This window comes from Haemophilus sputorum HK 2154, assembly GCF_000287615.1.
In the GTDB taxonomy this organism is placed as follows: domain Bacteria; phylum Pseudomonadota; class Gammaproteobacteria; order Enterobacterales; family Pasteurellaceae; genus Haemophilus_A; species Haemophilus_A sputorum.
Map to the genome: position 1 here is coordinate 1 of NZ_ALJP01000011.1, position 21,688 is coordinate 21,688.

Below are 21,688 nucleotides of genomic sequence, written 5' to 3' on the forward strand. Positions count from 1 at the left end.
CATCTCTGGAAAGTTCTCTGGATGTCAAGAGTAGGTAAGGTTCTTCGCGTTGCATCGAATTAAACCACATGCTCCACCGCTTGTGCGGGCCCCCGTCAATTCATTTGAGTTTTAACCTTGCGGCCGTACTCCCCAGGCGGTCGATTTATCACGTTAGCTACGGGCGCCAAGCTTAAAGCCCAACCCCCAAATCGACATCGTTTACAGCGTGGACTACCAGGGTATCTAATCCTGTTTGCTCCCCACGCTTTCGCACATGAGCGTCAGTACATTCCCAAGGGGCTGCCTTCGCCTTCGGTATTCCTCCACATCTCTACGCATTTCACCGCTACACGTGGAATTCTACCCCTCCCTAAAGTACTCTAGCGACCCAGTATGAAATGCAATTCCCAGGTTAAGCCCGGGGCTTTCACATCTCACTTAAGTCACCGCCTGCGTGCCCTTTACGCCCAGTTATTCCGATTAACGCTCGCACCCCCCGTATTACCGCGGCTGCTGGCACGGAGTTAGCCGGTGCTTCTTCTGTAGTTAACGTCAATCATCTAGTCTATTAAACTAAATGCCTTCCTCGCTACCGAAAGAACTTTACAACCCGAAGGCCTTCTTCATTCACGCGGCATGGCTGCATCAGGGTTCCCCCCATTGTGCAATATTCCCCACTGCTGCCTCCCGTAGGAGTCTGGACCGTGTCTCAGTTCCAGTGTGGCTGGTCATCCTCTCAGACCAGCTAGAGATCGTCGGCTTGGTGAGCCTTTACCTCACCAACTACCTAATCCCACTTGGGCTCATCTCATGGCAGGTGGCCTTGCGGTCCCACCCTTTAATCTCTCGATATTACGCGGTATTAGCTACAGTTTCCCGTAGTTATCCCCCTCCATAAGCCAGATTCCCAAGCATTACTCACCCGTCCGCCACTCGTCAGCAAAGAAAGCAAGCTTTCTTCCTGTTACCGTTCGACTTGCATGTGTTAAGCCTGCCGCCAGCGTTCAATCTGAGCCATGATCAAACTCTTCAATTCAAGTTCAATCGCTCAATACTGCTGACATAAAATGTCACTACTTAAAAAGTATAATGAATTTCTAGTTAGCACCTATTAAGACTTCAAAATTAAAAATATTTTTAAATCAAGTCAATCAACAAGTGCCCACACAGATTGTCTGATATGTTGTTAAAGAACAAAAATAAAAGTGGTCGGCGAGATAGGATTTGAACCTACGACCCACTGGTCCCAAACCAGTTGCGCTACCAAGCTGCGCTACTCGCCGTCTGATTCTCTTTCGAGATTTTTAAATGGGGTGGCTAATGGGATTCGAACCCACGACAACTGGAATCACAATCCAGGGCTCTACCAACTGAGCTATAGCCACCAAAGAGTTGATATCGCATTGCTTCTGGCGCGCTCGACAAGATTTGAACTTGCGACCTTTGGCTCCGGAGGCCAACGCTCTATCCAACTGAGCTACGAACGCGTTGTTTAATCAGTGCGTCGCAACGAAGGCGTATATTATAGATTTCAATTATGCTTGTCTAGTTTTTTTTTCAAAAAATTTCACTTTTCTTGCTAAAAGTCTTTATTTTCATCAAAAAGGCGATTATTTACATAATTTGCTGTTTTTTACACCATGGAAGCGGTCATTTTTATTAGAGCTTTTACAAATTTATTGAAATATTTGCTTTTCTAACTTAACAGATTGCTGGTTAAGCTGCTCTATTTTCGCTTGTAGCATAACAACACGTTTTTTATCACTTGTTAAAGTCGCCTGATATAACTCTGGTGTGATTGTTAGCATTTCTTCATATAATTGTGCGATTTTTCTCACTTCACGATGTTCTAGCTTAAGTGCTCTAATTTGCTGTTTTTCTTTTTCTACGCTGCGCTTTACCGTTTCATTAACGATTTGCATGAAACTTTCATCAGTTTGTGGGTTACGTCGGTTCAATTCTATTTCAATATTGGCATCAATATTCGTTTGGGCTTCCCAACGTTTGAGTTTAGTTAATTCCGCTTTTCCTATTCGTGGATCGCTATTTCCACTACTGCATGCATTGAGCATAAAGAGTGCGAACAGAATGCTTTTTTTCATGTCTTATCCTTATAATATGGACTTTGATTGTAACAAATTTGTATGAAAAAAATCACAAATTTCTGGCCAAAAATGCTATGATATTTGCGATTTTTTTATTTAAAAATAACCCATAGAGGACTAACACACATGTCAAATGCAACCGCAATTGCAAACGTGGCGAAGCTAATTCGTGAAAATGATATTAAATTCGTCTTATTAAGATTTACTGACATTAAAGGCAAAGAACACGGAGTATCACTTCCTGTCAGCCTTGTTGCAGATGACCTTGAGGACCTTTTTGAAGAAGGTAAAATGTTTGACGGTTCATCCGTTGAAGGTTGGAAAGCCATCAATAAAGCAGATATGTTATTAATGCCAATCGCAGAAACCGCTGTTGTTGACCCTTTCGCACAAATTCCTACCCTTTCTCTACGCTGCAGTATCTACGATCCAAACACTATGCAAAGCTATGACCGCGATCCTCGTTCAATTGCGATCCGTGCAGAAAACTTCTTAAAATCAACTGGTATCGCAGATAGCGTATTGTTTGGCCCAGAACCAGAATTCTTCTTATTTGATGACGTTCGTTTTTCAACCGATCCACAAAATGTTTCTTATCATATTGATGATATTGAAGCGATGTGGAATACCAACCGTAAATACGAAAACGGGAATAATGCTTATCGTCCATTGAAAAAAGGCGGATACTGCGCAGTTGCACCAATTGATACCGCACACGACATTCGTTCTGAAATGTGCTTAATTATGGAGGAAATGGGCCTTGTTATTGAAGCACATCACCATGAAGTAGCAACAGCAGGACAAAACGAAATTGCAACCCGTTTTAACAGCCTAACGTTAAAAGCAGACGAAACTCAAATTTATAAATATGTAGTACAAAACGTTGCACTTGAACACGGGAAAACGGCTTGCTTTATGCCAAAACCATTTGCAGGTGATAACGGCTCAGGTATGCACTGTAATATGTCATTAAGTAAAGATGGTAAGAACGTCTTTATGGGTGATAAATATGCAGGCCTTTCTGAAACTGCGCTTTACTACATCGGTGGTATTATCAAACATGCGAAAGCATTGAACGCATTTACTAACCCATCAACTAACTCATATAAACGTTTAGTGCCTGGTTTTGAAGCACCGGTTTTATTAGCTTACTCAGCAAGTAACCGTTCAGCATCAATCCGTATTCCTGCGGTAACTAGCCCGAAAGCAACACGTGTAGAAGCTCGCTTCCCAGATCCACTTGCCAACCCATATTTATGCTTTGCTGCACTATTAATGGCAGGTCTTGATGGTGTCATTAATAAAATCCATCCAGGTGATGCTATGGATAAGAACTTATATGACTTACCACCAGAAGAATTAAAAGATATTCCAGCGGTAGCAAGTTCATTAAGTGAAGCGTTAGATGCATTAGCGGTAGACTTTGAGTTCTTAACACAAGGTGGCGTATTCACTAAAGAATTTATCGATGCATACATCGGTATTCGCCGTAAAGAAGTGGAACGTTTAAATATGACTCCACACCCAGTAGAATTTGAAATGTACTACTAATTTGCAAAAAGCAAACAAAAACCGACCGCTTGGTCGGTTTTTTATTTCAGGCATATAGGATATAAAAAAGCCCCTTAATATTCATTAAGGGACTTCGCATTGTTTATTCTATATTAGCAATATCCATAGCTCATTAAGCGTTCATAACGACGAGCAAGTAGCGCTTCTTGATCAAGCGTATCTAACTCAGCTAAATCGGCGAGAATTTGCGTTTTAAGGTTTTCCGCCATTGATACATAATCACGATGTGCACCACCTAACGGCTCTGCGATGATGCTATCAATAAGATTTAACTCTTTTAAGCGTTGTGCGGTTAATCCCATAACTTCTGCCGCTGTTGAAGCTTTTTCTGCGCTTTTCCATAAAATAGAAGCACAACCTTCAGGCGAAATAACTGAATAAGTAGAATATTGCAACATATTCACTTTATCGCCTACGCCGATCGCTAACGCGCCACCAGAGCCACCTTCACCAATCACGGTACAAATCACAGGAACCTTTAATTGTGACATTTCACGCAAATTACGCGCAATCGCTTCTGCCTGACCGCGCTCTTCAGCACCAATGCCAGGATAAGCCCCTGGCGTATCAATAAATGTAATAATTGGTAAGTTAAAGCGTTCTGCCATTTCCATTAAACGCAATGCTTTACGATAACCTTCAGGTGCTGGCATTCCAAAATTACGTTTTACTTTTTCTTTAGTTGTTCTACCTTTTTGATGACCAATTACCATCACAGGGCGATCATCTAAACGTGCAATACCACCAACAATCGCTTTGTCATCTGCAAAAGCGCGATCACCAGCAAGTTCATCAAACTCAGTAAAAATGTGTTCAATGTAATCTAATGTATAAGGGCGATTTGGATGGCGTGCCATTTTTGAGGTTTGCCATGCATCTAAACTTGCAAAGGTTTTTTTTGTTAGTTCTTCGCTTTTCTTTTGTAAGCGAGCAATTTCATCATCTAAATTGATTTTGTCATCTTGCTCTGCCACTGCACGTAACGATTCAATTTTTGCCTCTAATTCAGCAATCGGCAGTTCAAAATCTAAATATTCTTGGCTCATGATTAGTCCTTCTGTTTTCCAGAGAAAATTGTGAGGTATTTTACCTGATAGAGAACAAGTTGTGGGAAAAAGCGGTCATTTTTCCTGATTTTTTTGCAAATTTCTATACAGATCCGACCGCTTGTTGGAACATAATTATTCGCTTACCGTCATTTGTCCCATTGCGCCACGGTCACGCAGCATAAAATCAGCCACACCAAAACTGAATGGCAATTCTGCGCTAGCCGTATGTTCAAATTTAACTAAAATAGTCGTTTCTTGATTAGGTTCTAGCCACAGCGTGTCTTTCCAAGCATATTCTTTTACTGCTAATTTTTGGCGGTTACGCGTTTCTACCAAAAATTTAGCACCTTGTAAGGTAAATCCAATAGCTTCTGTACTAGTGAGATACCAACGTTCAACGGTGCCTTTTTTTGCCTCTACATCAATGCGTTTCGGATCAAATTGCTTTTGGTTAATAAGTCTATCTAATGGACGAAATTGAAAATGGCGCTCTTTGGCAATTTTCATTTCAAATTCGCTTAATTCGAATGGTGGCAATTGCGGTTTTTCATTAACAACAGCCGCCGCACCTTCTGGCCTAAGTTCTAAAATAACATTATCGTCGAGCTCTTTATCATCACTGAATAATCGGCGAGCACGATCTAACATGCCTCGAGTTTCGCCACTAATAAGTGAAACTGTTTCTCCCTGACTTAGGTCAACTAACACTTCTACTCGTTCACTTGGGGCAAGGCGAATCATTGGGCGAGCAATCGGCTCAGCAAACATCCCCATGCCTGTAGCGATTTGATGAAGCGGTTGGCCGTTATCTAAACGTAATTCATAAGGGCGAGAAAGAGAGGCGTTGAGAATACGTAAACGAATCCAACCTCGATTTGCGTTGAAATAAGTTGCTGGGCGACCATTTACTAATAAGGTTTTACCAAAAAATTGTGCTTGATTCATATCTAGCACTTGCACGCCTTGCTTATTAAATTGATGATCTTGCAAAATTAGCGGAATATCATTGACACCATATTGATTCGGCAATTTTGCTTCTTTGCTCGCTTTATCTTCAATAATCCACAGACCAGCGAGCCCACGATAAAGTGGCAAGCTACTATTAAACATGGTATCCGCGTGATACCAACAGGTGCAGGCAGGTTGATTGATGGTCACAATGGGCGACCAACTACTTTTAGGCTCCAAAGTTCGATGCATAGAACCAACCATTTCTGTTGGCGCTAATAAACCTTGAATATTCATTGAAATAGCTTGGGTCAAATTATTCACATAAGTGAGTTTAACGAAATCTTGAGTGCGAACCCGTACTGTTGGTGCTAAATACTGTCCATTGACACCCCACACTTCTACAAGTTTTCCTTGCTCAAATTGCGCTTGTGCTGTACGTAAATCTAATCGGACAGGGCGACCTCTCCCTACATCAATAAGCGGTGGAATATATAAGGATTTTCGTTCGGCAGCAAAAAGTGATTGCGGCAATGAAAGCATTGCGCCCGCCAATGTCGCACGCTGTAATAGTTCTCTTCGTGTAAATGAAGCATCCATTAGGCTTTGCTCTCCAACTCAGCAACTTCTTTATCTAACGCTTCTATTTTTGCTTGCATAATAGCATGACATTTTTCAATCAATTCTTTGATATTTTCACGGCTATAGCCACTGGTATCAATCGGCTCAAGCGTTTCACAAATCACTGTTCCATTATTTAAGCGATTTAAATCTATTTTATTATGCAATGTTGAGCAAACAATCGGTACGATTGGTACTCCCGCTGCAATCGCGGTATGAAAAGCTCCTGTCTTAAATGGTAGTAAACCACGCCCACGGCTACGTGTGCCCTCTGGAAACATCCAAATCGACACTTGACGCTCCTTGATAATTTCACCTACTTTAGTCATGGTTCCAATCGCACTGGTGCGTTTTTCTCGGTTAATAAGAATATTACCCGTTACCCAATAAACTAAACCGAAGAAAGGAATCCAAATGAGGCTACGCTTACCAATAGTCACTGTATTAGGTGGTACCATTGATGAAATGGTCACCATATCATAATTGTTTTGGTGATTAGCAATATAAATCGCAGGCGTGTCTAAAGGGGCTTTCGTTCGGCGAATCAAATTGATACCAAGTAGGTGGCGCATAGAACTAAACATTCTAGCGACATCTCCTACACAGTTTGGATTGCGTAAGCGAACAATCGCATAAACTACGCCAGCTAAACAAATAAAAATAGCACAAATAATTATCGCAATGATGCGAAGAAGTTTTAACATAATAGACCTAATGATAAGAGAAAATCTGGTGAAATTAGGTGAAGTATAGCGAATTTAGCAATATTTTCCAAAGTGTAAGCGGTCGTTTTTTGTAGAGAATTTACAAAATAAAAACGGAAGTGATATTCCACTTCCGTCTTCGCTAATATTTACGCATTTAAGCGTTATTTTTTCTTCGCATATTTTAAAGAGTCAATCGCTACCGCAAGGATAATGATGCTACCTTTAATGATGTATTGCCAGTAAGGATTTACCCCGATGTAACTTAAGCCATAGTTAATTACCGTAAAGATTAACACGCCTGTTACAACACCAATGATTGAGCCTACCCCACCTGCGAAAGATACACCGCCAACTACGCAAGCTGCGATAGCATCCATTTCATACATAAAGCCAAGGTTGTTCGTTGCACTACCGATACGACCTGCTTCTAACATACCCGCAAAAGCATAGAATGCACCAGAAAGCATGTAAACTAACGCTAAGTTTTTCGCTACGTTTACACCAGAAACTTTTGCTGCTTCTGGGTTACCACCGATAGCGAACACATTTTTACCAAAGCGAGTTTTAGTCCAAAGCACCCACATAAATAAGGTTGCAATAGCTGCATAAATGGTGATGTAAGAAAGTTTGAAACTACCAAAACGGAAGAAGCCTTGTGCAAAATCAGAGAACTCTTGGCTAAAGCCAGCAATTGGAGAACCACCAACGCTATCGTAATAAAGTGAGTTTGCACCGTAAACGATAATCATAGTCCCCATGGTCGCAATAAATGGTGTTACGTTAAGGTAAGCAACCACTAGGCCATTAAATAAACCAATTAAAGCACCAATAGCACAAACAGCTAGGATCACAACTGGAATTGGAACTTGCCCCATTTCAGGGAAAACACGGTTCACATTATCCACTGCTTGTAACATGGTTGCAGCAACCACCGCAGCTAAACCCACCTGACGACCGGCAGATAAGTCAGTACCTTGTGTTACGATTAAGCCTGCTACACCAAGAGCGATAATTAAGCGCACAGATGATTGAGTAAGAATGTTACTGAAGTTCATTAAGTTCAAGAAAGAAGGATCTTGCGCAATAATGACAAAAAGTAAGATTAACAACACAAAATAAATAGCATTTTGTTTTAGAAAATCGAAAGATTTATTTTTTTCGAAAGCACTCATAGTGAATCCCTTATTTCTATAAATATTTTGCGGCGAGCTGCAAAATTTCTTCTTGTGAGGTTTTGCTCGTTTCAACAATACCAGCCACTTTACCGTTACTCATTACTAAAATGCGGTCGGTAACCCCTAATAACTCTGGCATTTCAGATGAAATCATAATGATGCCTTTGTCTTTTTTCGCTAACTCTTGAATAAGTTGGTAAATTTCAAATTTTGCACCGATATCAATACCACGAGTTGGTTCATCAAGCATCAAAATTTCAGGTTGAGTAAGTAACCAACGTCCAATGATTACTTTTTGTTGGTTACCACCTGATAATGAACCAATTGAGGTTTTATGCGATGGCGTTTTTACATTCATCGAATCAATTACCCATTGAGTATCGCTACGCATTTTTTTATTGCTAAGCAATTTCCATGGTGTGAGATAAGATTTCATATTTGAAATCAACGAGTTAAATTCGATACTGAGATTCGCATAAATCCCTGTTGAACGGCGTTCTTCAGTCACTAAAGCAAAACCGTTATTGATAGCATCAAATGCAGAATGGTTACGAACTTCTTTATCATGTAAGAAGACTTTACCATTTTTTAGCTCACGTACACCGAAAATTGCTTCAACAATATCGGTTCGTTTTGCCCCTACTAAACCCGCAATACCAAGAATCTCACCTTTACGTAATTCGAAAGAAACATCATTAATTGAAGGCTGATTTGCCGCGGTTAAATGTTCTACTTTTAGGATAACTTCTTTTGGTACGTTAGTTTTTTCTGGGAAACGTTGAGTTAATTCACGACCTACCATCATAGAAACAATTTTTTCCATGGTGGTTTCTTTCACTGGAACGGTGTTAATCCACTTACCATCACGAAGAATAGTGATTTCATCACAAATTTTGAGAATCTCATCCATTTTGTGTGAAATATAGATAATGCCACAACCACGATCTTTTAATTTTTGAATAATTTTAAAGAGATGTTCTACTTCTTTTTCAGAAAGGGAAGAAGTCGGTTCATCCATAATCACGATTTTGGCATTGTAAGAGAAAGCTTTAGCAATCTCGATCATCTGCATTTCAGAAACCGAAAGTTTTGCTACTTTTTCTCTTGGATCAATATCAATATCCAACTCATCAAAAATCGCTTTAGTGTCGCGATACATTTTTGCATGATCAACGAATGGGCCTTTTAGTGGGTAACGGCCAAGCCAAAGGTTATCCATTACACTACGTTGGCGAACCAAGTTTAATTCTTGGTGCACCATGGAAATCCCATTTTCAAGCGCTTCTTTAGAGGTTTTAAAATTAACAGGTTTACCTAAAAAAAGAATTTCGCCTTCATCTTTAGCATAAATACCGAATAAGCATTTGAGCAAAGTCGATTTGCCTGCGCCATTTTCCCCCATCAACGCATGCACGGAGTGCGAGCGGACAGTAAGATTCGCGTGATCTAAGGCTTTTACCCCAGGAAAGGACTTACAGACATTCGTCATGGTCAGTAAGACTTCGCTCGGTTGACTAGAATTTTGTGCTGTCATATCCAACCTCGTCAAAAAAAGGGGAAATCGCTTTCCCCCTTTCAATACGATAAATATTATTTAATTATTTTAAGAATTCAGAAAGATTGTCTTTGTCAACGCCTACATAAGGGATGCGTACGACACGATCTTTTAATTCCCATTTGGTACCTTCCGTGGCAGGTTTTCCATGAGAGAGGTTGTTGGCTAAGTTAACTACAGCTTTACCTTGGTTAACGCCATCATTTAATACAGTACCTGCAATTTCACCTTTTTTGATTAACTGTAACACTTCAGGTAAAGCATCCACACCGAAAATCGGTAATTGTTTACCATGTGCGCGTGCTGCTTCTAATGCACCCATTGCCATACCATCGTTATTAGAGATAATCACTTCAATCTCATTAGCTTTAGAGCTAGATAACCATGCATCAACTTTGTCTTTTGCCATTGCAGCATCCCACATACCAGTATCAATAAAGAGTTGTTCGGTTTGAATGCCTTTTGCGTTTAATTGCTCTACAACATATTTAGTACGAGCTTCTGCATCAGGGTGACCCGGTTCGCCTTTTAATAATACATATTGTATTTTACCGTCTTTATTTAAGTCTAAAGCTGGGTTTGCTTTCCATTGTTTTGCGATTAAATCACCTTGGATAATGCCTGATTCTTTCGGGTCAGTACCTACGTAATAAGCATGTTCATAAGAACCAATGGCTTTTGCACCTGGGTCTTTATTAAAGAATATAACAGGAATGTTATCTGGTTTTGCTTTACCAATAATGGTTGGTGCCGCAGCTGGGTCAACTAAGTTAATTGCTAATGCTTTTACACCTTTAGAAAGCAATACATCTACTTGGTCGTTTTGAATAGATTGCGCATTTTGAGAGTCATTCATGAGCAACTCAACATCATTTAACGCTTTTGCTTCTTTATTGATTTCTTTACGCATTAAAGACATAAAGTTGTCATCATATTTGTAAATGGTTACACCGATACGGGTGTCTGCGGCTTGTGCTGCAGTTGCAAAACCAACTGCTAATGCAACTGCACTTAAAATAGCTGTTTTTTTCATAATAACGCTCCTGTTTGGAATACTGAGGTAAGTAAAAGAGGTTGTACCTTTTGCGCACTATGATACTGAACAACCTATTTTTAAAATGTGATCCACCTCACAAATATGAAAACGTTTACAAAAAAATACAAAGAAAAATCAAATTTTGTGAACTAGATCACATTTTACCTGTATGCTTCTACTGAAAAACGCCGAACTAAAGTGGGATTAAATTGAATAAATGGTGGTGGTTTAATCTCTTTATGCGCTAAACTCAGTGCTAGCTTAGCAGCATAATTTGCCATTAAATCAATAGGATACCGAATAGTAGTTAGTTTAGGAATCAAGTAACGAGCAATCGGCATATCATCAAAACCAATAATCGAACACTGACTTGGTACAGCAATATTATTTTCATGTAACACTGAAATGGCGCCTGCCGCCATTGAATCGTTATAAGCTACGATTGCAGTAAGATTCTTGTTATAACTTAATAAATCAATCATCGCTTTTTCACCGCCTTCAAAGTCTGGCGTATGATGCACCATCGATTGGTCTAACACAGGTAAATTATGTGCTTTTAAGGCTTGTAAATAACCGCTTTCTCGCTCAAATTCATCTAAAATTTTATGATTAGAACCAATATAAGCGATATTCTGATGTCCATGTTGAATCAGCATTTCTGTTGCAAGATATGTCCCTTGACGATTATCTAAACTCACACAACGGTGTTCAAAACCTTTAATTACCCGATTGATAATCACCATTCCTTCATGCTGACTTAAATATTGTCGCAATTCATCATCAGATAAAGCTTTGGAGTGAACCACCATACTCCCACACCGTTTACGTAATAACGTATCAATTGCTTTTCGCTCTTTATCTGCGTGGTGATACCCAATACCGATTAAAATCGTCTTATTATATTCTTCTGCAACATGATCCACCGCTTTAACTAAAATAGCAAAAAATGGGTCAGTCACATCGGTAACCACCACACCAATGGTATCAGTCGATTGCACTGCCAGTGCTTGGGCATTCGCGTTTGGCTGATAATTAAGTTGCGCCATCGCAGATTCAACAGCCACACGAGCTTTATTGCTAACGGCTGAATGGTGATTCAATACTCGCGAAACCGTAGCAACAGAAACTTGAGCTAATTCAGCTACATCTCTAATTGTCGTCATGATGATTTCTCCGCAGAAAATAATATCGTTTAATCATAGATCATTTTGCAAAAAAATCCCAAAAATTAACCGCTTACATTTCATTTTTGTGAGCTATATCACAGTTTTTTCTAATAATTTCCCGTATCTTGTTCGGCTAGAAATGTAACCGATTACAATGTGAGGAATAGAGTATGAATACCGCTGTTTTTGAACCCACAGATCATCCACATCGCCGCTATAACCCGTTAATTGACCAATGGGTGTTAGTTTCACCACACCGTGCAAAACGACCTTGGCAAGGACAACAAGAGAAAGTGAGTGAGGAACAAAAACCAAGTTATGATCCGCACTGCTATCTTTGTCCAGGGAATGCTCGCATTACCGGTGAGAAGAATCCGAATTATCAACAACCTTATGTATTCCAAAACGACTTCTCCGCTTTACTGACTGATACGCCAGCACCAGCTGAAAGTGATGATCCACTATTCAAAAGTGCGCAAGCTAGAGGAGAAAGTCGCGTAATTTGTTTCTCTCCAGATCACAGTAAAACCTTGCCACAATTAAGTGTGGCAGAAATTGAAGCAGTTATCCTCGTATGGCAAAGCCAATTAGAAGAACTCGGTCAGAAATATCCATGGGTACAAATTTTTGAGAATAAAGGTGCTGCAATGGGTTGTTCAAATCCACATCCACATGGACAAATTTGGGCAAATAGTTTTTTACCTAATGAAGTCGCTCGTGAAAATAAAGCTCAACGCCAATATTTTGAAAAACATGGATCTGTATTATTGGTTGATTACGCCAAACGTGAAATCGAATTAAAAGAACGCATTGTCGTAGAAACCGAACATTGGCTGGCAGTAGTGCCTTACTGGGCGGTATGGCCATTTGAAACCTTACTGCTACCGAAAGCACATGTAAAACGCTTAACTGAATTAAGCGCAGAACAATCGGCGGATTTAGCTGTAATTTTGAAAAAACTCACAACCAAATACGATAATTTATTTGAAACTTCTTTCCCTTATTCCATGGGCTTCCATGCCGCACCGTTTAATGGAGAAGATAACGAACATTGGCAACTTCATGCACATTTCTATCCGCCACTATTACGCTCTGCAACGGTGCGCAAATTTATGGTGGGTTATGAAATGTTAGGCGAAAGTCAACGCGACCTAACTGCAGAACAAGCAGCCGACCGCTTACGCGCATTAAGTGAAGTGCATTACAAAGAAAGATAATTTAAAAGGATAAGTAATATGACCCCAATTCAACAAGCGCAGCAAAAATACCAAGAACTGTACCATCAAGCTCCTACTTTAACAGTTTATGCACCAGGGCGCGTAAATATTATCGGTGAACACACTGATTATAATGATGGTTTCGTTATGCCTTGTGCGATTAACTTTGGTACTGCGGTTACCGGCACGCCGAGAGAAGATGCAACTTGGAAAGTCTATGCTGCCGACTTAAATGCAAAAGATGAGTTTTCTTTAGCTGAACCCATTACTCAAAGCACACATAAATGGGCAAACTATGTCCGTGGAGTGGTGAAATTTATTCAAGCACGTTGCCCAGATTTCAAACAAGGTGCGAATATTGTCATTTCTGGTAACGTGCCGCTTTCTTCAGGTTTAAGCTCTTCTGCAGCATTGGAAGTATCTGTAGGTAAATTCTGCCAACAACTTGGACAATTACCGCTCACACATACTGATATTGCACTCATTGGGCAACAAGCTGAAAACCAATTTGTTGGTGCAAACTGTGGTAATATGGATCAACTCATTTCCGCATTAGGTCAAAAAGATCATCTTTTGATGATTGACTGCCGTAGCCTAGAAACCCTGCCAACTCCAGTTCCACAAGATGTTTCTGTAATTATTGTGAACTCTAACGTCCCCCATGATTTAGTGACTGGCGAATACAATACTCGCCGCCAACAATGCGAACAAGCTGCACAATTTTTTGGTGTCAAAGCATTGCGTGATGTTTCAGTCAACGAATTTAAAGCCAAAGAAGCTGAATTAACTGCGTTAGATCCTGTTGTGGCTAAACGCGCTAGACATGTTGTTACCGAAAATCAACGTGTTCTTGATGCGGTTGAAGCACTGAAACATAACGATCTCAGCCGTTTAGGGGAATTGATGGGGCAATCACATGATTCTATGCGTGATGATTTTGAAATTACCGTGGCACAAATTGATTACCTGGTAGAATTGGCGCAATTAGTGATCGGGAAAAATGGCGGCGCACGGATGACTGGCGGCGGTTTCGGCGGTTGTATCGTTGCACTGGCTCCACACGATAAAGTAGAAGCCGTGCGTAAAATCATTGAAGATAACTACCAAAAACAAACAGGGTTAACCCCCTCTTTCTATGTTTGCACCGCTTCACAAGGTGTGAGCGTCGTTTCTTAAATTGCAAGCGGTCAAATTTTGGAAAAATTTGCAAACCGTTAATCACATAAAAAATTAGGCTAATCATTCGATTAGCCTAATTTATTTTCCAATTATTCAGTTGGGGCAATTTCTTCGTTTGGAATCGCTTGTTGATCTTCAGAAACATCGGCTGTGGTGTTTTCTGTTTTAGATTTTCCTAATGAGATGGCATTTAATACACTTGGTTTACTTTCTACGACGTTACCTGCACTGGTGCAATAACGTTGCCCTTGGTCTCGCCACATTGGAATTTGGCGATTTGGGTCACAGTTAATTGTGCCAAAGCCGTTAATCCCCACCCATTGCAGATTGGCTGATTTTGGCAAGCGGAATACCGTTGGTGATGCACGATGTAAATAAGCTTTATACACATATAATGCACCACTTGAACCTGTTAAGTAGGTGTCACTGTTGTTATCTTTACCTAGCCAAACGGTCGTCACATTTTCACCATCAACACCAACGAACCATGTATCACGTGCGTTATTGGTTGTCCCGGTTTTCCCAGCCAATTTCAAATGCGCAAACTCATTTTGAAGACTACGCGCCGTACCGCGTTCAACCACTTGTTGCATAGCATAAAGCGTTTGAATCGCAGCTTCTGGTGGTAAAACTTGTTCACTCACTTCTTCAATATCACGCTGATAAATCTGTGAACCATCAAAAGCAGTAATCGACTCAATCGTTGTCAACGGTGTTTTTAAGCCAGAATTTGCTAACACCTGATAAGATTTTGTTACATCATAAGGTGAAATTGAGTAAGCCCCAAGTAACATAGAAGGATATGTTGGAATATCTACATTATCCCAGCCCATCTCTTTTTGTTTGGCGATCACTTTTTTCAGTCCAACCTTCATCCCAATATTTACCGTTGGGATATTCAAAGAACGAACAAGCGCGTCCATTAACATTACCGAGCCACTAAAGCGTTTATCATAGTTTTTCGGTGTCCAAGGTGCCGAACCTTTCACTTGGATAGTAATGGGTTTATTGTTGATCGGTGTGTTTAGACGGAAATTTTTCGGGTCAGAAAGCGCAATGGCATAAATCGACGGTTTTACTAAAGAACCAATCTGACGGCGTGATTGCAACGCACGGTTAAAACCTGCAAACTGTGTTAAGCGGTCGCCCACTACTGCACGCACCTTACCTGTCTTGTATTCAGCAACTACAATCGCAGATTGTAGATCTTTAATCCGTTTATCCGTAGCTTCTAACTCTTCCAATCCGTTAATCACGGCTTGTTCTGCTGAACGCTGCTGTTTACGATCAAGCGTAGTAAAAATCTTCGTACCAGATAACTGCGCAACTTTATTTTCACCTAATTCATTTTTTAAATCTTGGCTTAACACCTGCATAAATGCGGGTTGTTGACGGTAAATCGAGCCTTTTTCTTTTACCCCTAATGGCTGTTTGACTAAGAATTGATATTCGTCTGATGTAATCGCGCCATTTTCTTCCAATAATTTTAATACCACATTACGACGATCCATCGCAGCTTGAGGACTACGCCATGGATTATACAATGAAGGGCCTTTTACCATTCCCACCAATAGTGCCATTTGTGAAGGCGTGATTTCCTGAATTGGACGCCCAAAATAGAACTGACTCGCTAGCGCAAAGCCATGCACTTGATAGCTACCATTTTGCCCTAAATAAATTTCATTGAGATACGTTTCTAGAATACGGTTTTTATCGTAGCGATAATCTAAAATCAGCGACATTAAGGCTTCATTGACCTTACGGCTTAACGATTTTTCACTACTTAAGAAGATATTTTTCACCAACTGTTGAGTTAGCGTACTTGCACCTTGTACGGTTCGACCTGCTTGATAGTTTGCCATTAACGCACGTGCGATTCCCATCGGGCTAATCCCATCGTGCTGATAAAAACGTTTATCTTCCGTTAATAACAAAGCTTGAATCAGGAAATAAGGATATTGTTGCAAACGAAGCGCTTGGCGCTCTTCATCGCTATCAGAATGCAACATTGCAATTAGTTTTGGGTCAAGACGGAAGCTTTCAACTAACTTACCTTGCACCAAATCTTCAATATGTGACAGCTTATCTTGAGTAAAACGCAAACGAAGTACCCGCTGTGCTTCAGGCGTTTCCGGGAACGCAAAAGCACGACGCAACATCACGAGAGTATCATCTTCAATTTTGAAATCCCCTGGTGTTGCAATTTGCGAAACTTGGCGATAGCCATTATCTAATAAAGCGGTTTTGACTTGTTCAAGCGTCAAATTATCATCAATACTAATGCTCTCAATACGAGCATAAACTTCCGCTGGCAATTCCCAAGTTTTACCATCCATTTTGGCACGGATTTTTCCATCCAAATAGATCGCATAAAACGTGATAAATGCCACCACAACGATCATTAGCTTCACTACCGTATTTAATAAATAAGCACGCTTAGTTTGCTTAACAGGCTGTTCAAGTTGTTCGTCTTGTTCGAGGCGTTCAGTATTAGGCATAGAGTACAATCTTATTTAAAAGTAAGCGGTCGAATTTTGCAAAAAATTCGCAAAATCCAACCGCTTGTCATTAAGGAAGTTTATTATGGATTGCGTTTGAATTTGCTGAAGTCTGGCGCACGTTTTTCATTAAATGCGTTACGACCTTCTTGCCCTTCTTCTGTCATATAGAACAACATGGTCGCATTACCCGCTAATTCTTGTAAACCAGATTGGCCATCACAGTCCGCATTTAATGCAGCTTTTAAGCAACGTAATGCAATCGGGCTGTTACGCAACATTTCACGGCACCAACGCACAGTTTCTTTTTCTAAATCCGCATAAGGCACAACAGTGTTAACTAAGCCCATTTCTAATGCTTCTTGTGCATTATATTGACGGCATAAGAACCAAATCTCACGCGCTTTTTTCTGACCAACGATGCGAGCCATATAACTTGCACCCCAACCGCCATCAAATGAACCAACTTTCGGGCCAGTTTGACCAAATACCGCATTTTCTGCCGCAATTGTTAAGTCTGCAATCATATGTAACACATGACCGCCACCGATTGCATAACCTGCAACCATCGCAACAACTGGTTTCGGACAAGTACGAATATCACGTTGGAAATCCAACACGTTTAAATGATGTACGCCGCTATCATCTTTATAACCGCCGTAGTCACCACGCACTTTTTGGTCACCGCCAGAACAGAACGCATGTTCGCCCTGACCAGTTAATACGATTACACCTACTTTTTCATCAAAACGTGCATCTGAAAAAGCTTGAATCATCTCTTTTACCGTTTGTGGACGGAATGCATTACGCACTTCCGGGCGGTTAATCGTAATTTTTGCAATACCGTCAACTGATTTATGGTAAAGAATATCAGTATAACCTTCGCTGTGATCAACCCATTGAACTGGAGCATAAAGTACATCATCTTTTGGATTTTGCATGAAAAAATTCCTTTCATCAGTGTAAAAAATTCGATCAATTATAGCTGAATTTGAGAAACGGTCGAAGAGAAAGCGGTCTAATTTGCAAATTTTTTTACAAATTAGACCGCTTGCAATTAAACACACCACTTAGACTTTAAGTAGGAAAAATCTTTTTCTCTAAAGCATAAAGTTTATATAACCACATAAAAAAACAAAGCCTTGGGTTTCCCCAAGGCTTTTGATTTTTTGCATTAAAGCAATCTTGATTATGCGCCAAGACGCTCTTTGATACGTGCAGATTTACCTGAACGCTCACGTAAGTAGTAAAGTTTAGCTTTACGTACTGCACCTTTACGTTTAACAGAGATGCTGTCGATTACCGGTGAGTGAGTTTGGAATACACGTTCAACGCCTACGCCGTTTGATACTTTACGTAGAGTGAATGCTGAGTGCAAGCCACGGTTACGAATTGCAATAACCACGCCTTCGAACGCTTGCAAACGTTTTTTACTACCTTCTACTACCCATACCTTAACTTCTAAAGTGTCACCTGGACGGAAGCTAGGTACGTTTTGTTTTAACTGTTCTGTTTCAAGTTGTTTGATGATGTTACTCATTTTATAAACCTTCTAAATCCTAGAATTAACTGATTTTGTGTTGCTGCTTAATTTTTCGCAACAACTTCTGTTGTTCGTCAGTCAGAGCTAGGCTATCCAATAGCTCAGGGCGTCTTAACCAAGTTCTTTCCAAAGATTGCGATAATCGCCATTTTCGGATTTCCTCATGGTGTCCAGACATCAGCACTTCAGGCACAGGTATGCCATCTAACACTTCAGGGCGAGTATAATGTGGGCAATCTAGTAAACCCTCAGCAAACGAATCTTCCAAAGCGGAAGCTTGTTTACCTAATACACCCGGTACGAATCTTGCAACAGCATCAATTAATGTCATTGCAGGTAATTCGCCCCCTGTTAAAACATAATCGCCAATTGACCACTCTTCATCAACTTCCGATTGAATCAATCGCTCATCAACACCTTCATATCTGCCACAGATTAAAATCAGTTTTTGATTTGAAGCTAGCGTTTGTACACCTTGTTGATCGAGTTTGCGACCTTGTGGCGAAAGGTAAATTACTTTAACCTCTGCGCCCTCTTCTGCTTGTGCTGCCTTTTTTGCTGCATGAATTGCATCACGAAGCGGCTGCACCATCATCAACATTCCCGGGCCTCCACCATAAGGGCGATCATCCACGGTTCTATGTTTATCTTTTGTAAAATCACGCGGATTCCAACATTGAATCTGCAGAAGATTTTGTTTAACTGCTCTACCTGTTACCCCAAAATCAGTGATTGCTTTAAACATTTCGGGAAACAGTGAAATAATACCAATCCACATTATTTGTCCCCCAACGTTCTTGCTCTTAAAAGCGAAAGCTCACACCGCATACCTGAGGTTAGAAACCAGCGTCCCAGTCCACCGTAATTGTTTTGGTGGTGAGATCTACTCTTTTAACTACTTGTTCGTATAAGAACGGAATTAATCGTTCTTGTTTGCCGAAAGCATCTTTGCTATTTGCTTTAACCACTAGCACATCATTTGAACCTGTTTCCATTAACTCAGTTACCACGCCCATAGTGTAGCCATCAAGGTTTACTACTGAACAGCCGATTAAATCGTGCCAGTAATAATCGCCTTCTTCCAGTTCTGGAAACACACTTAAATCTACGCCAATTTCAGCGTTAGTTAATAATTGTGCGGCTTCACGGTCATCTGTGCCTTTTAATTTCACAATCAAATCATTGCTGTGATAACGCCAGCTTTCTAGCTCAATAGGTTGCCATTGACCTTTAATTTTTAAGAACCATGGCTGATAATCGAAAATGCTTTCTGCTTCTTCGGTGGAAGAATAGAGACGTAACCAGCCACGGATACCATAGGTTGACCCTAATTTTCCGACAACTTCAATTTTTTGTTCGCTCATATTCGTCACCTTTTGCAAAATTTTTTAAAAATTTAACCGCTTATTAAGCTGCTTTGCGAGCTTCTTTTACTAAAGATTCTACACGATCTGAAAGTGAAGCACCTTTAGCAACCCAAGCATCAACTTTAGCCACGTCTAAACGTAAACGTTCAGCTTGACCTGCTGCTAATGGGTTGAAGAAACCGATACGCTCGATGAAACGACCGTCACGAGGTGAACGGCTGTCCGCTACCACGATTTGATAGAATGGGCGTTTTTTAGCTCCGCCACGAGTTAAACGAATGGTTACCATAACCTTCCTCTAAATTGTTGATAGTAAAAAAATAAACCCTCGTTCGAGGTGAGGGTACGAAACTTATCTCTATTTATATAGAAAATAAGCGGTAGAATTTTACCGCTTTTTTGCAAAAATGCAAGGAAAAAGGACGATATCGCGCAGATGCGCTAGATGCTTCTCCTGAAATAGCTTTTGTGTAATCGCTAAATCAATCTCTTAACAAACACCATTTTAAAAGGTGCGATAATAACCACACCTTGTTTTAGTCAAATGTCATTAGTGGGATAAAGCTCGTTTCACTGCTACATCCAATCCTGCTGTTGGACGGCCAAGCAATTTCTCAAGGGTTTTGTCTTCTGAGAATAATGCACCGTTTGACGCATCTACATCCCATTGTGCAATTAGGCCTGCAAAGCCTTTATCTAATCCTGCTTGTACAAGTGCTGCGGCATAATCTGCTGCAGGAATATCCGCATAAGGGATATCTTTACCTGTTTGTTTACTGATTTCTGCGGCAAGGTCGGCTAATGTCCAGCTGGTTGATCCAGCAAGCTCGTAAGTTTGGTTTTCATGACCTTCACTTAATGCAACGTTTACCGCTGCTTCAGCAAGTTCTGCACGGAGTACAGACGAAATTTTGCCGTTTTTTGCTGAGCCGTAGAAAGCATTGTTTGCTAATGCTGCCGGAATTGAAGCTGTGTAGTTTTCGGTGTACCAACCATTGCGTAAAATAGTGTAAGTAATGTCTGAGGTTTTTAGTGCAGCTTCAGTTTCAACGTGTTCACCGGCAAGAGATTTCACTGTGTTGTCGTTGGTTGCACCGAGTAAGCTAGTGTAGATAATATGTTTCACGCCGGCTTTTTTCGCTGATTCAATTACGTTGTTATGCTGTACAAAACGCTGACCGATTTCATTACTTGATACTAAAATTAATGTATCTACGCCTTGTAATGCTTCTACTTGTCCTTCTGTTTTTGAATAATCAAATTTGCGAGCTTCTACACCTAAAATTTTTTCTGGAGAGCGTACGAGCGCGATGACGTTTGCGTGTTTTGCTTTTAATAAGTCTAATGCGATTGCGCCAAATTGACCTGTTGCACCAGTAATTGCGATAGTTTTAGTTGTCATGATGTTTTCCTTCTCGTTAAGTTGAAATGATGTTTGAACATTTGATTGTTCGCTTGATGTGGCGTATTATATTTCAATACTTACTTTTAAGAAGTACTTACATAAACGTAAGTTTTGAGATTTTTTAAAAATAATTTTTAACTTGTTGATTTTTAAGGAATTAAAAATGGAAAAAAATTTAAATCGTGGGAATGTTCTGGCTTCGGCTTGCCCTTCTCGCCAAATTTTGCAACATTTAACCAGTCGTTGGGGTGCATTGGTATTAGTAAGTTTACATTCGGGCACCAAGCGTTTTAGTGAACTTCGCCGAGCCATTGATGGCGTGAGCGAACGTATGTTGACTAAAACCCTGCAGGAATTGGAGGCTGATGGCATGTTAATTCGTAAATCCTATAATACCGTGCCACCGCAAGTGGATTACACATTAACAGAATTTGGAGCAGAAGCATCTAATAAGATGTTTGACTTGGTCGATTGGTTGGAAACGAATTTAGGGAAAATTTTAGAAAGCAAGAGAGCTTAAATACAAAAACACCGCTTTTACAAGCGGTGTTTTTTCTTACTTA

Annotated in this window: 19 protein-coding genes, 3 tRNA genes and 1 rRNA gene; 4 read left to right on the top strand and 19 right to left on the bottom strand. The window is 40.3% G+C overall.

The genetic code is table 11. The annotated features are described in order from the left end of the window. The 5 genes from HMPREF1128_RS06620 to HMPREF1128_RS06645 all read right to left on the bottom strand — a co-directional run. Nucleotides 1-1,018, bottom strand: a 16S ribosomal RNA gene (locus HMPREF1128_RS06620); the annotation flags it as partial. A 170-nt stretch (nt 1,019-1,188) separates the two neighbouring features. Further along, nucleotides 1,189-1,265, bottom strand: a tRNA-Pro gene (locus HMPREF1128_RS06625). Nucleotides 1,266-1,291: 26 nt separating this feature from the next. Next, nucleotides 1,292-1,367: transfer RNA gene (locus HMPREF1128_RS06630), tRNA-His, on the bottom strand. A 25-nt stretch (nt 1,368-1,392) separates the two neighbouring features. Then, nucleotides 1,393-1,469: transfer RNA gene (locus tag HMPREF1128_RS06635), tRNA-Arg, on the bottom strand. Between the two features lie 189 nt (nt 1,470-1,658). After that, nucleotides 1,659-2,084 carry a hypothetical protein gene (locus tag HMPREF1128_RS06645; protein WP_007525719.1) on the bottom strand — a complete coding sequence of 142 codons (426 nt, stop codon included), beginning with the start codon at nt 2,082-2,084 and terminating at the stop codon, nt 1,659-1,661. A 129-nt stretch (nt 2,085-2,213) separates the two neighbouring features. Here HMPREF1128_RS06645 and glnA point away from each other — a divergent pair, with 129 nt between their 5' ends. After that, entirely contained in the window at nt 2,214-3,638 is a 1,425-nt protein-coding gene (gene glnA / locus HMPREF1128_RS06650; protein WP_007525713.1) for a type I glutamate--ammonia ligase, read from the top strand. 113 nt (nt 3,639-3,751) lie between these two features. On the opposite strand, the gene accA is transcribed toward glnA, so the two are convergent. The 7 genes from accA to HMPREF1128_RS06685 form a co-directional block, all read right to left on the bottom strand. Next, complete coding sequence (accA, locus tag HMPREF1128_RS06655) at nt 3,752-4,705, bottom strand: acetyl-CoA carboxylase carboxyl transferase subunit alpha (RefSeq protein WP_007525723.1); 954 nt, start codon at nt 4,703-4,705, stop codon at nt 3,752-3,754. Between the two features lie 135 nt (nt 4,706-4,840). Continuing rightward, on the bottom strand, nt 4,841-6,256 hold the full coding sequence (locus tag HMPREF1128_RS06660) for a multicopper oxidase domain-containing protein (RefSeq protein ID WP_007525762.1): 1,416 nt from the start codon (nt 6,254-6,256) through the stop codon (nt 4,841-4,843). Next, nucleotides 6,256-6,981, bottom strand: coding sequence for a 1-acylglycerol-3-phosphate O-acyltransferase (locus tag HMPREF1128_RS06665; RefSeq protein ID WP_007525640.1), 726 nt, complete (start codon nt 6,979-6,981; stop codon nt 6,256-6,258). Before HMPREF1128_RS06665 ends, HMPREF1128_RS06660 begins: the two co-directional genes overlap by 1 nt. Before the next feature lie 164 nt (nt 6,982-7,145). After that, the gene (gene mglC / locus HMPREF1128_RS06670) at nt 7,146-8,156 is read right to left on the bottom strand and encodes a galactose/methyl galactoside ABC transporter permease MglC (RefSeq protein WP_007525649.1); all 1,011 of its coding nucleotides are present in this window, start codon (nt 8,154-8,156) and stop codon (nt 7,146-7,148) included. Nucleotides 8,157-8,172: 16 nt separating this feature from the next. Beyond that, nucleotides 8,173-9,693: a galactose/methyl galactoside ABC transporter ATP-binding protein MglA gene (mglA, locus tag HMPREF1128_RS06675; protein WP_010128129.1), complete on the bottom strand. Its 1,521-nt coding sequence runs from the start codon at nt 9,691-9,693 to the stop codon at nt 8,173-8,175. A gap of 64 nt (nt 9,694-9,757) precedes the next feature. Next, a complete protein-coding gene (gene mglB, locus HMPREF1128_RS06680) occupies nt 9,758-10,747 on the bottom strand; it encodes a galactose/glucose ABC transporter substrate-binding protein MglB (RefSeq protein ID WP_007525661.1) in 990 nt (329 codons plus the stop codon). Between the two features lie 164 nt (nt 10,748-10,911). Then, entirely contained in the window at nt 10,912-11,913 is a 1,002-nt protein-coding gene (locus HMPREF1128_RS06685; protein WP_007525708.1) for a substrate-binding domain-containing protein, read from the bottom strand. Nucleotides 11,914-12,086: 173 nt separating this feature from the next. Between HMPREF1128_RS06685 and galT the strand changes: the two genes are divergently transcribed. Next, nucleotides 12,087-13,133 (top strand): galactose-1-phosphate uridylyltransferase, encoded by a 1,047-nt coding sequence (gene galT / locus HMPREF1128_RS06690; protein WP_007525638.1) that lies wholly within the window; start codon nt 12,087-12,089, stop codon nt 13,131-13,133. An 18-nt stretch (nt 13,134-13,151) separates the two neighbouring features. After that, the gene (gene galK, locus HMPREF1128_RS06695) at nt 13,152-14,309 is read left to right on the top strand and encodes a galactokinase (protein WP_007525725.1); all 1,158 of its coding nucleotides are present in this window, start codon (nt 13,152-13,154) and stop codon (nt 14,307-14,309) included. A 92-nt stretch (nt 14,310-14,401) separates the two neighbouring features. Here the strand turns inward: galK and mrcB are convergent, their stop codons facing one another. From mrcB to HMPREF1128_RS06730, 7 genes are all read right to left on the bottom strand, one after another. Further along, on the bottom strand, nt 14,402-16,810 hold the full coding sequence (gene mrcB, locus HMPREF1128_RS06700) for a penicillin-binding protein 1B (protein WP_007525752.1): 2,409 nt from the start codon (nt 16,808-16,810) through the stop codon (nt 14,402-14,404). Nucleotides 16,811-16,893: 83 nt separating this feature from the next. Further along, nucleotides 16,894-17,751: a 1,4-dihydroxy-2-naphthoyl-CoA synthase gene (gene menB, locus HMPREF1128_RS06705; RefSeq protein WP_007525665.1), complete on the bottom strand. Its 858-nt coding sequence runs from the start codon at nt 17,749-17,751 to the stop codon at nt 16,894-16,896. 248 nt (nt 17,752-17,999) lie between these two features. After that, nucleotides 18,000-18,350, bottom strand: coding sequence for a 50S ribosomal protein L19 (gene rplS / locus HMPREF1128_RS06710; protein WP_007525695.1), 351 nt, complete (start codon nt 18,348-18,350; stop codon nt 18,000-18,002). Nucleotides 18,351-18,375: 25 nt separating this feature from the next. Continuing rightward, complete coding sequence (trmD, locus tag HMPREF1128_RS06715; RefSeq protein WP_007525699.1) at nt 18,376-19,131, bottom strand: tRNA (guanosine(37)-N1)-methyltransferase TrmD; 756 nt, start codon at nt 19,129-19,131, stop codon at nt 18,376-18,378. 58 nt (nt 19,132-19,189) lie between these two features. Beyond that, nucleotides 19,190-19,717 (bottom strand): ribosome maturation factor RimM, encoded by a 528-nt coding sequence (gene rimM / locus HMPREF1128_RS06720; RefSeq protein ID WP_007525750.1) that lies wholly within the window; start codon nt 19,715-19,717, stop codon nt 19,190-19,192. A 43-nt stretch (nt 19,718-19,760) separates the two neighbouring features. Continuing rightward, entirely contained in the window at nt 19,761-20,009 is a 249-nt protein-coding gene (rpsP, locus tag HMPREF1128_RS06725) for a 30S ribosomal protein S16 (RefSeq protein WP_007525753.1), read from the bottom strand. Between the two features lie 261 nt (nt 20,010-20,270). After that, nucleotides 20,271-21,122, bottom strand: coding sequence for an SDR family oxidoreductase (locus tag HMPREF1128_RS06730; RefSeq protein ID WP_007525667.1), 852 nt, complete (start codon nt 21,120-21,122; stop codon nt 20,271-20,273). Nucleotides 21,123-21,288: 166 nt separating this feature from the next. Between HMPREF1128_RS06730 and HMPREF1128_RS06735 the strand changes: the two genes are divergently transcribed. Further along, complete coding sequence (locus HMPREF1128_RS06735) at nt 21,289-21,645, top strand: winged helix-turn-helix transcriptional regulator (protein ID WP_007525715.1); 357 nt, start codon at nt 21,289-21,291, stop codon at nt 21,643-21,645. Nucleotides 21,646-21,688: the final 43 nt, after the last annotated feature.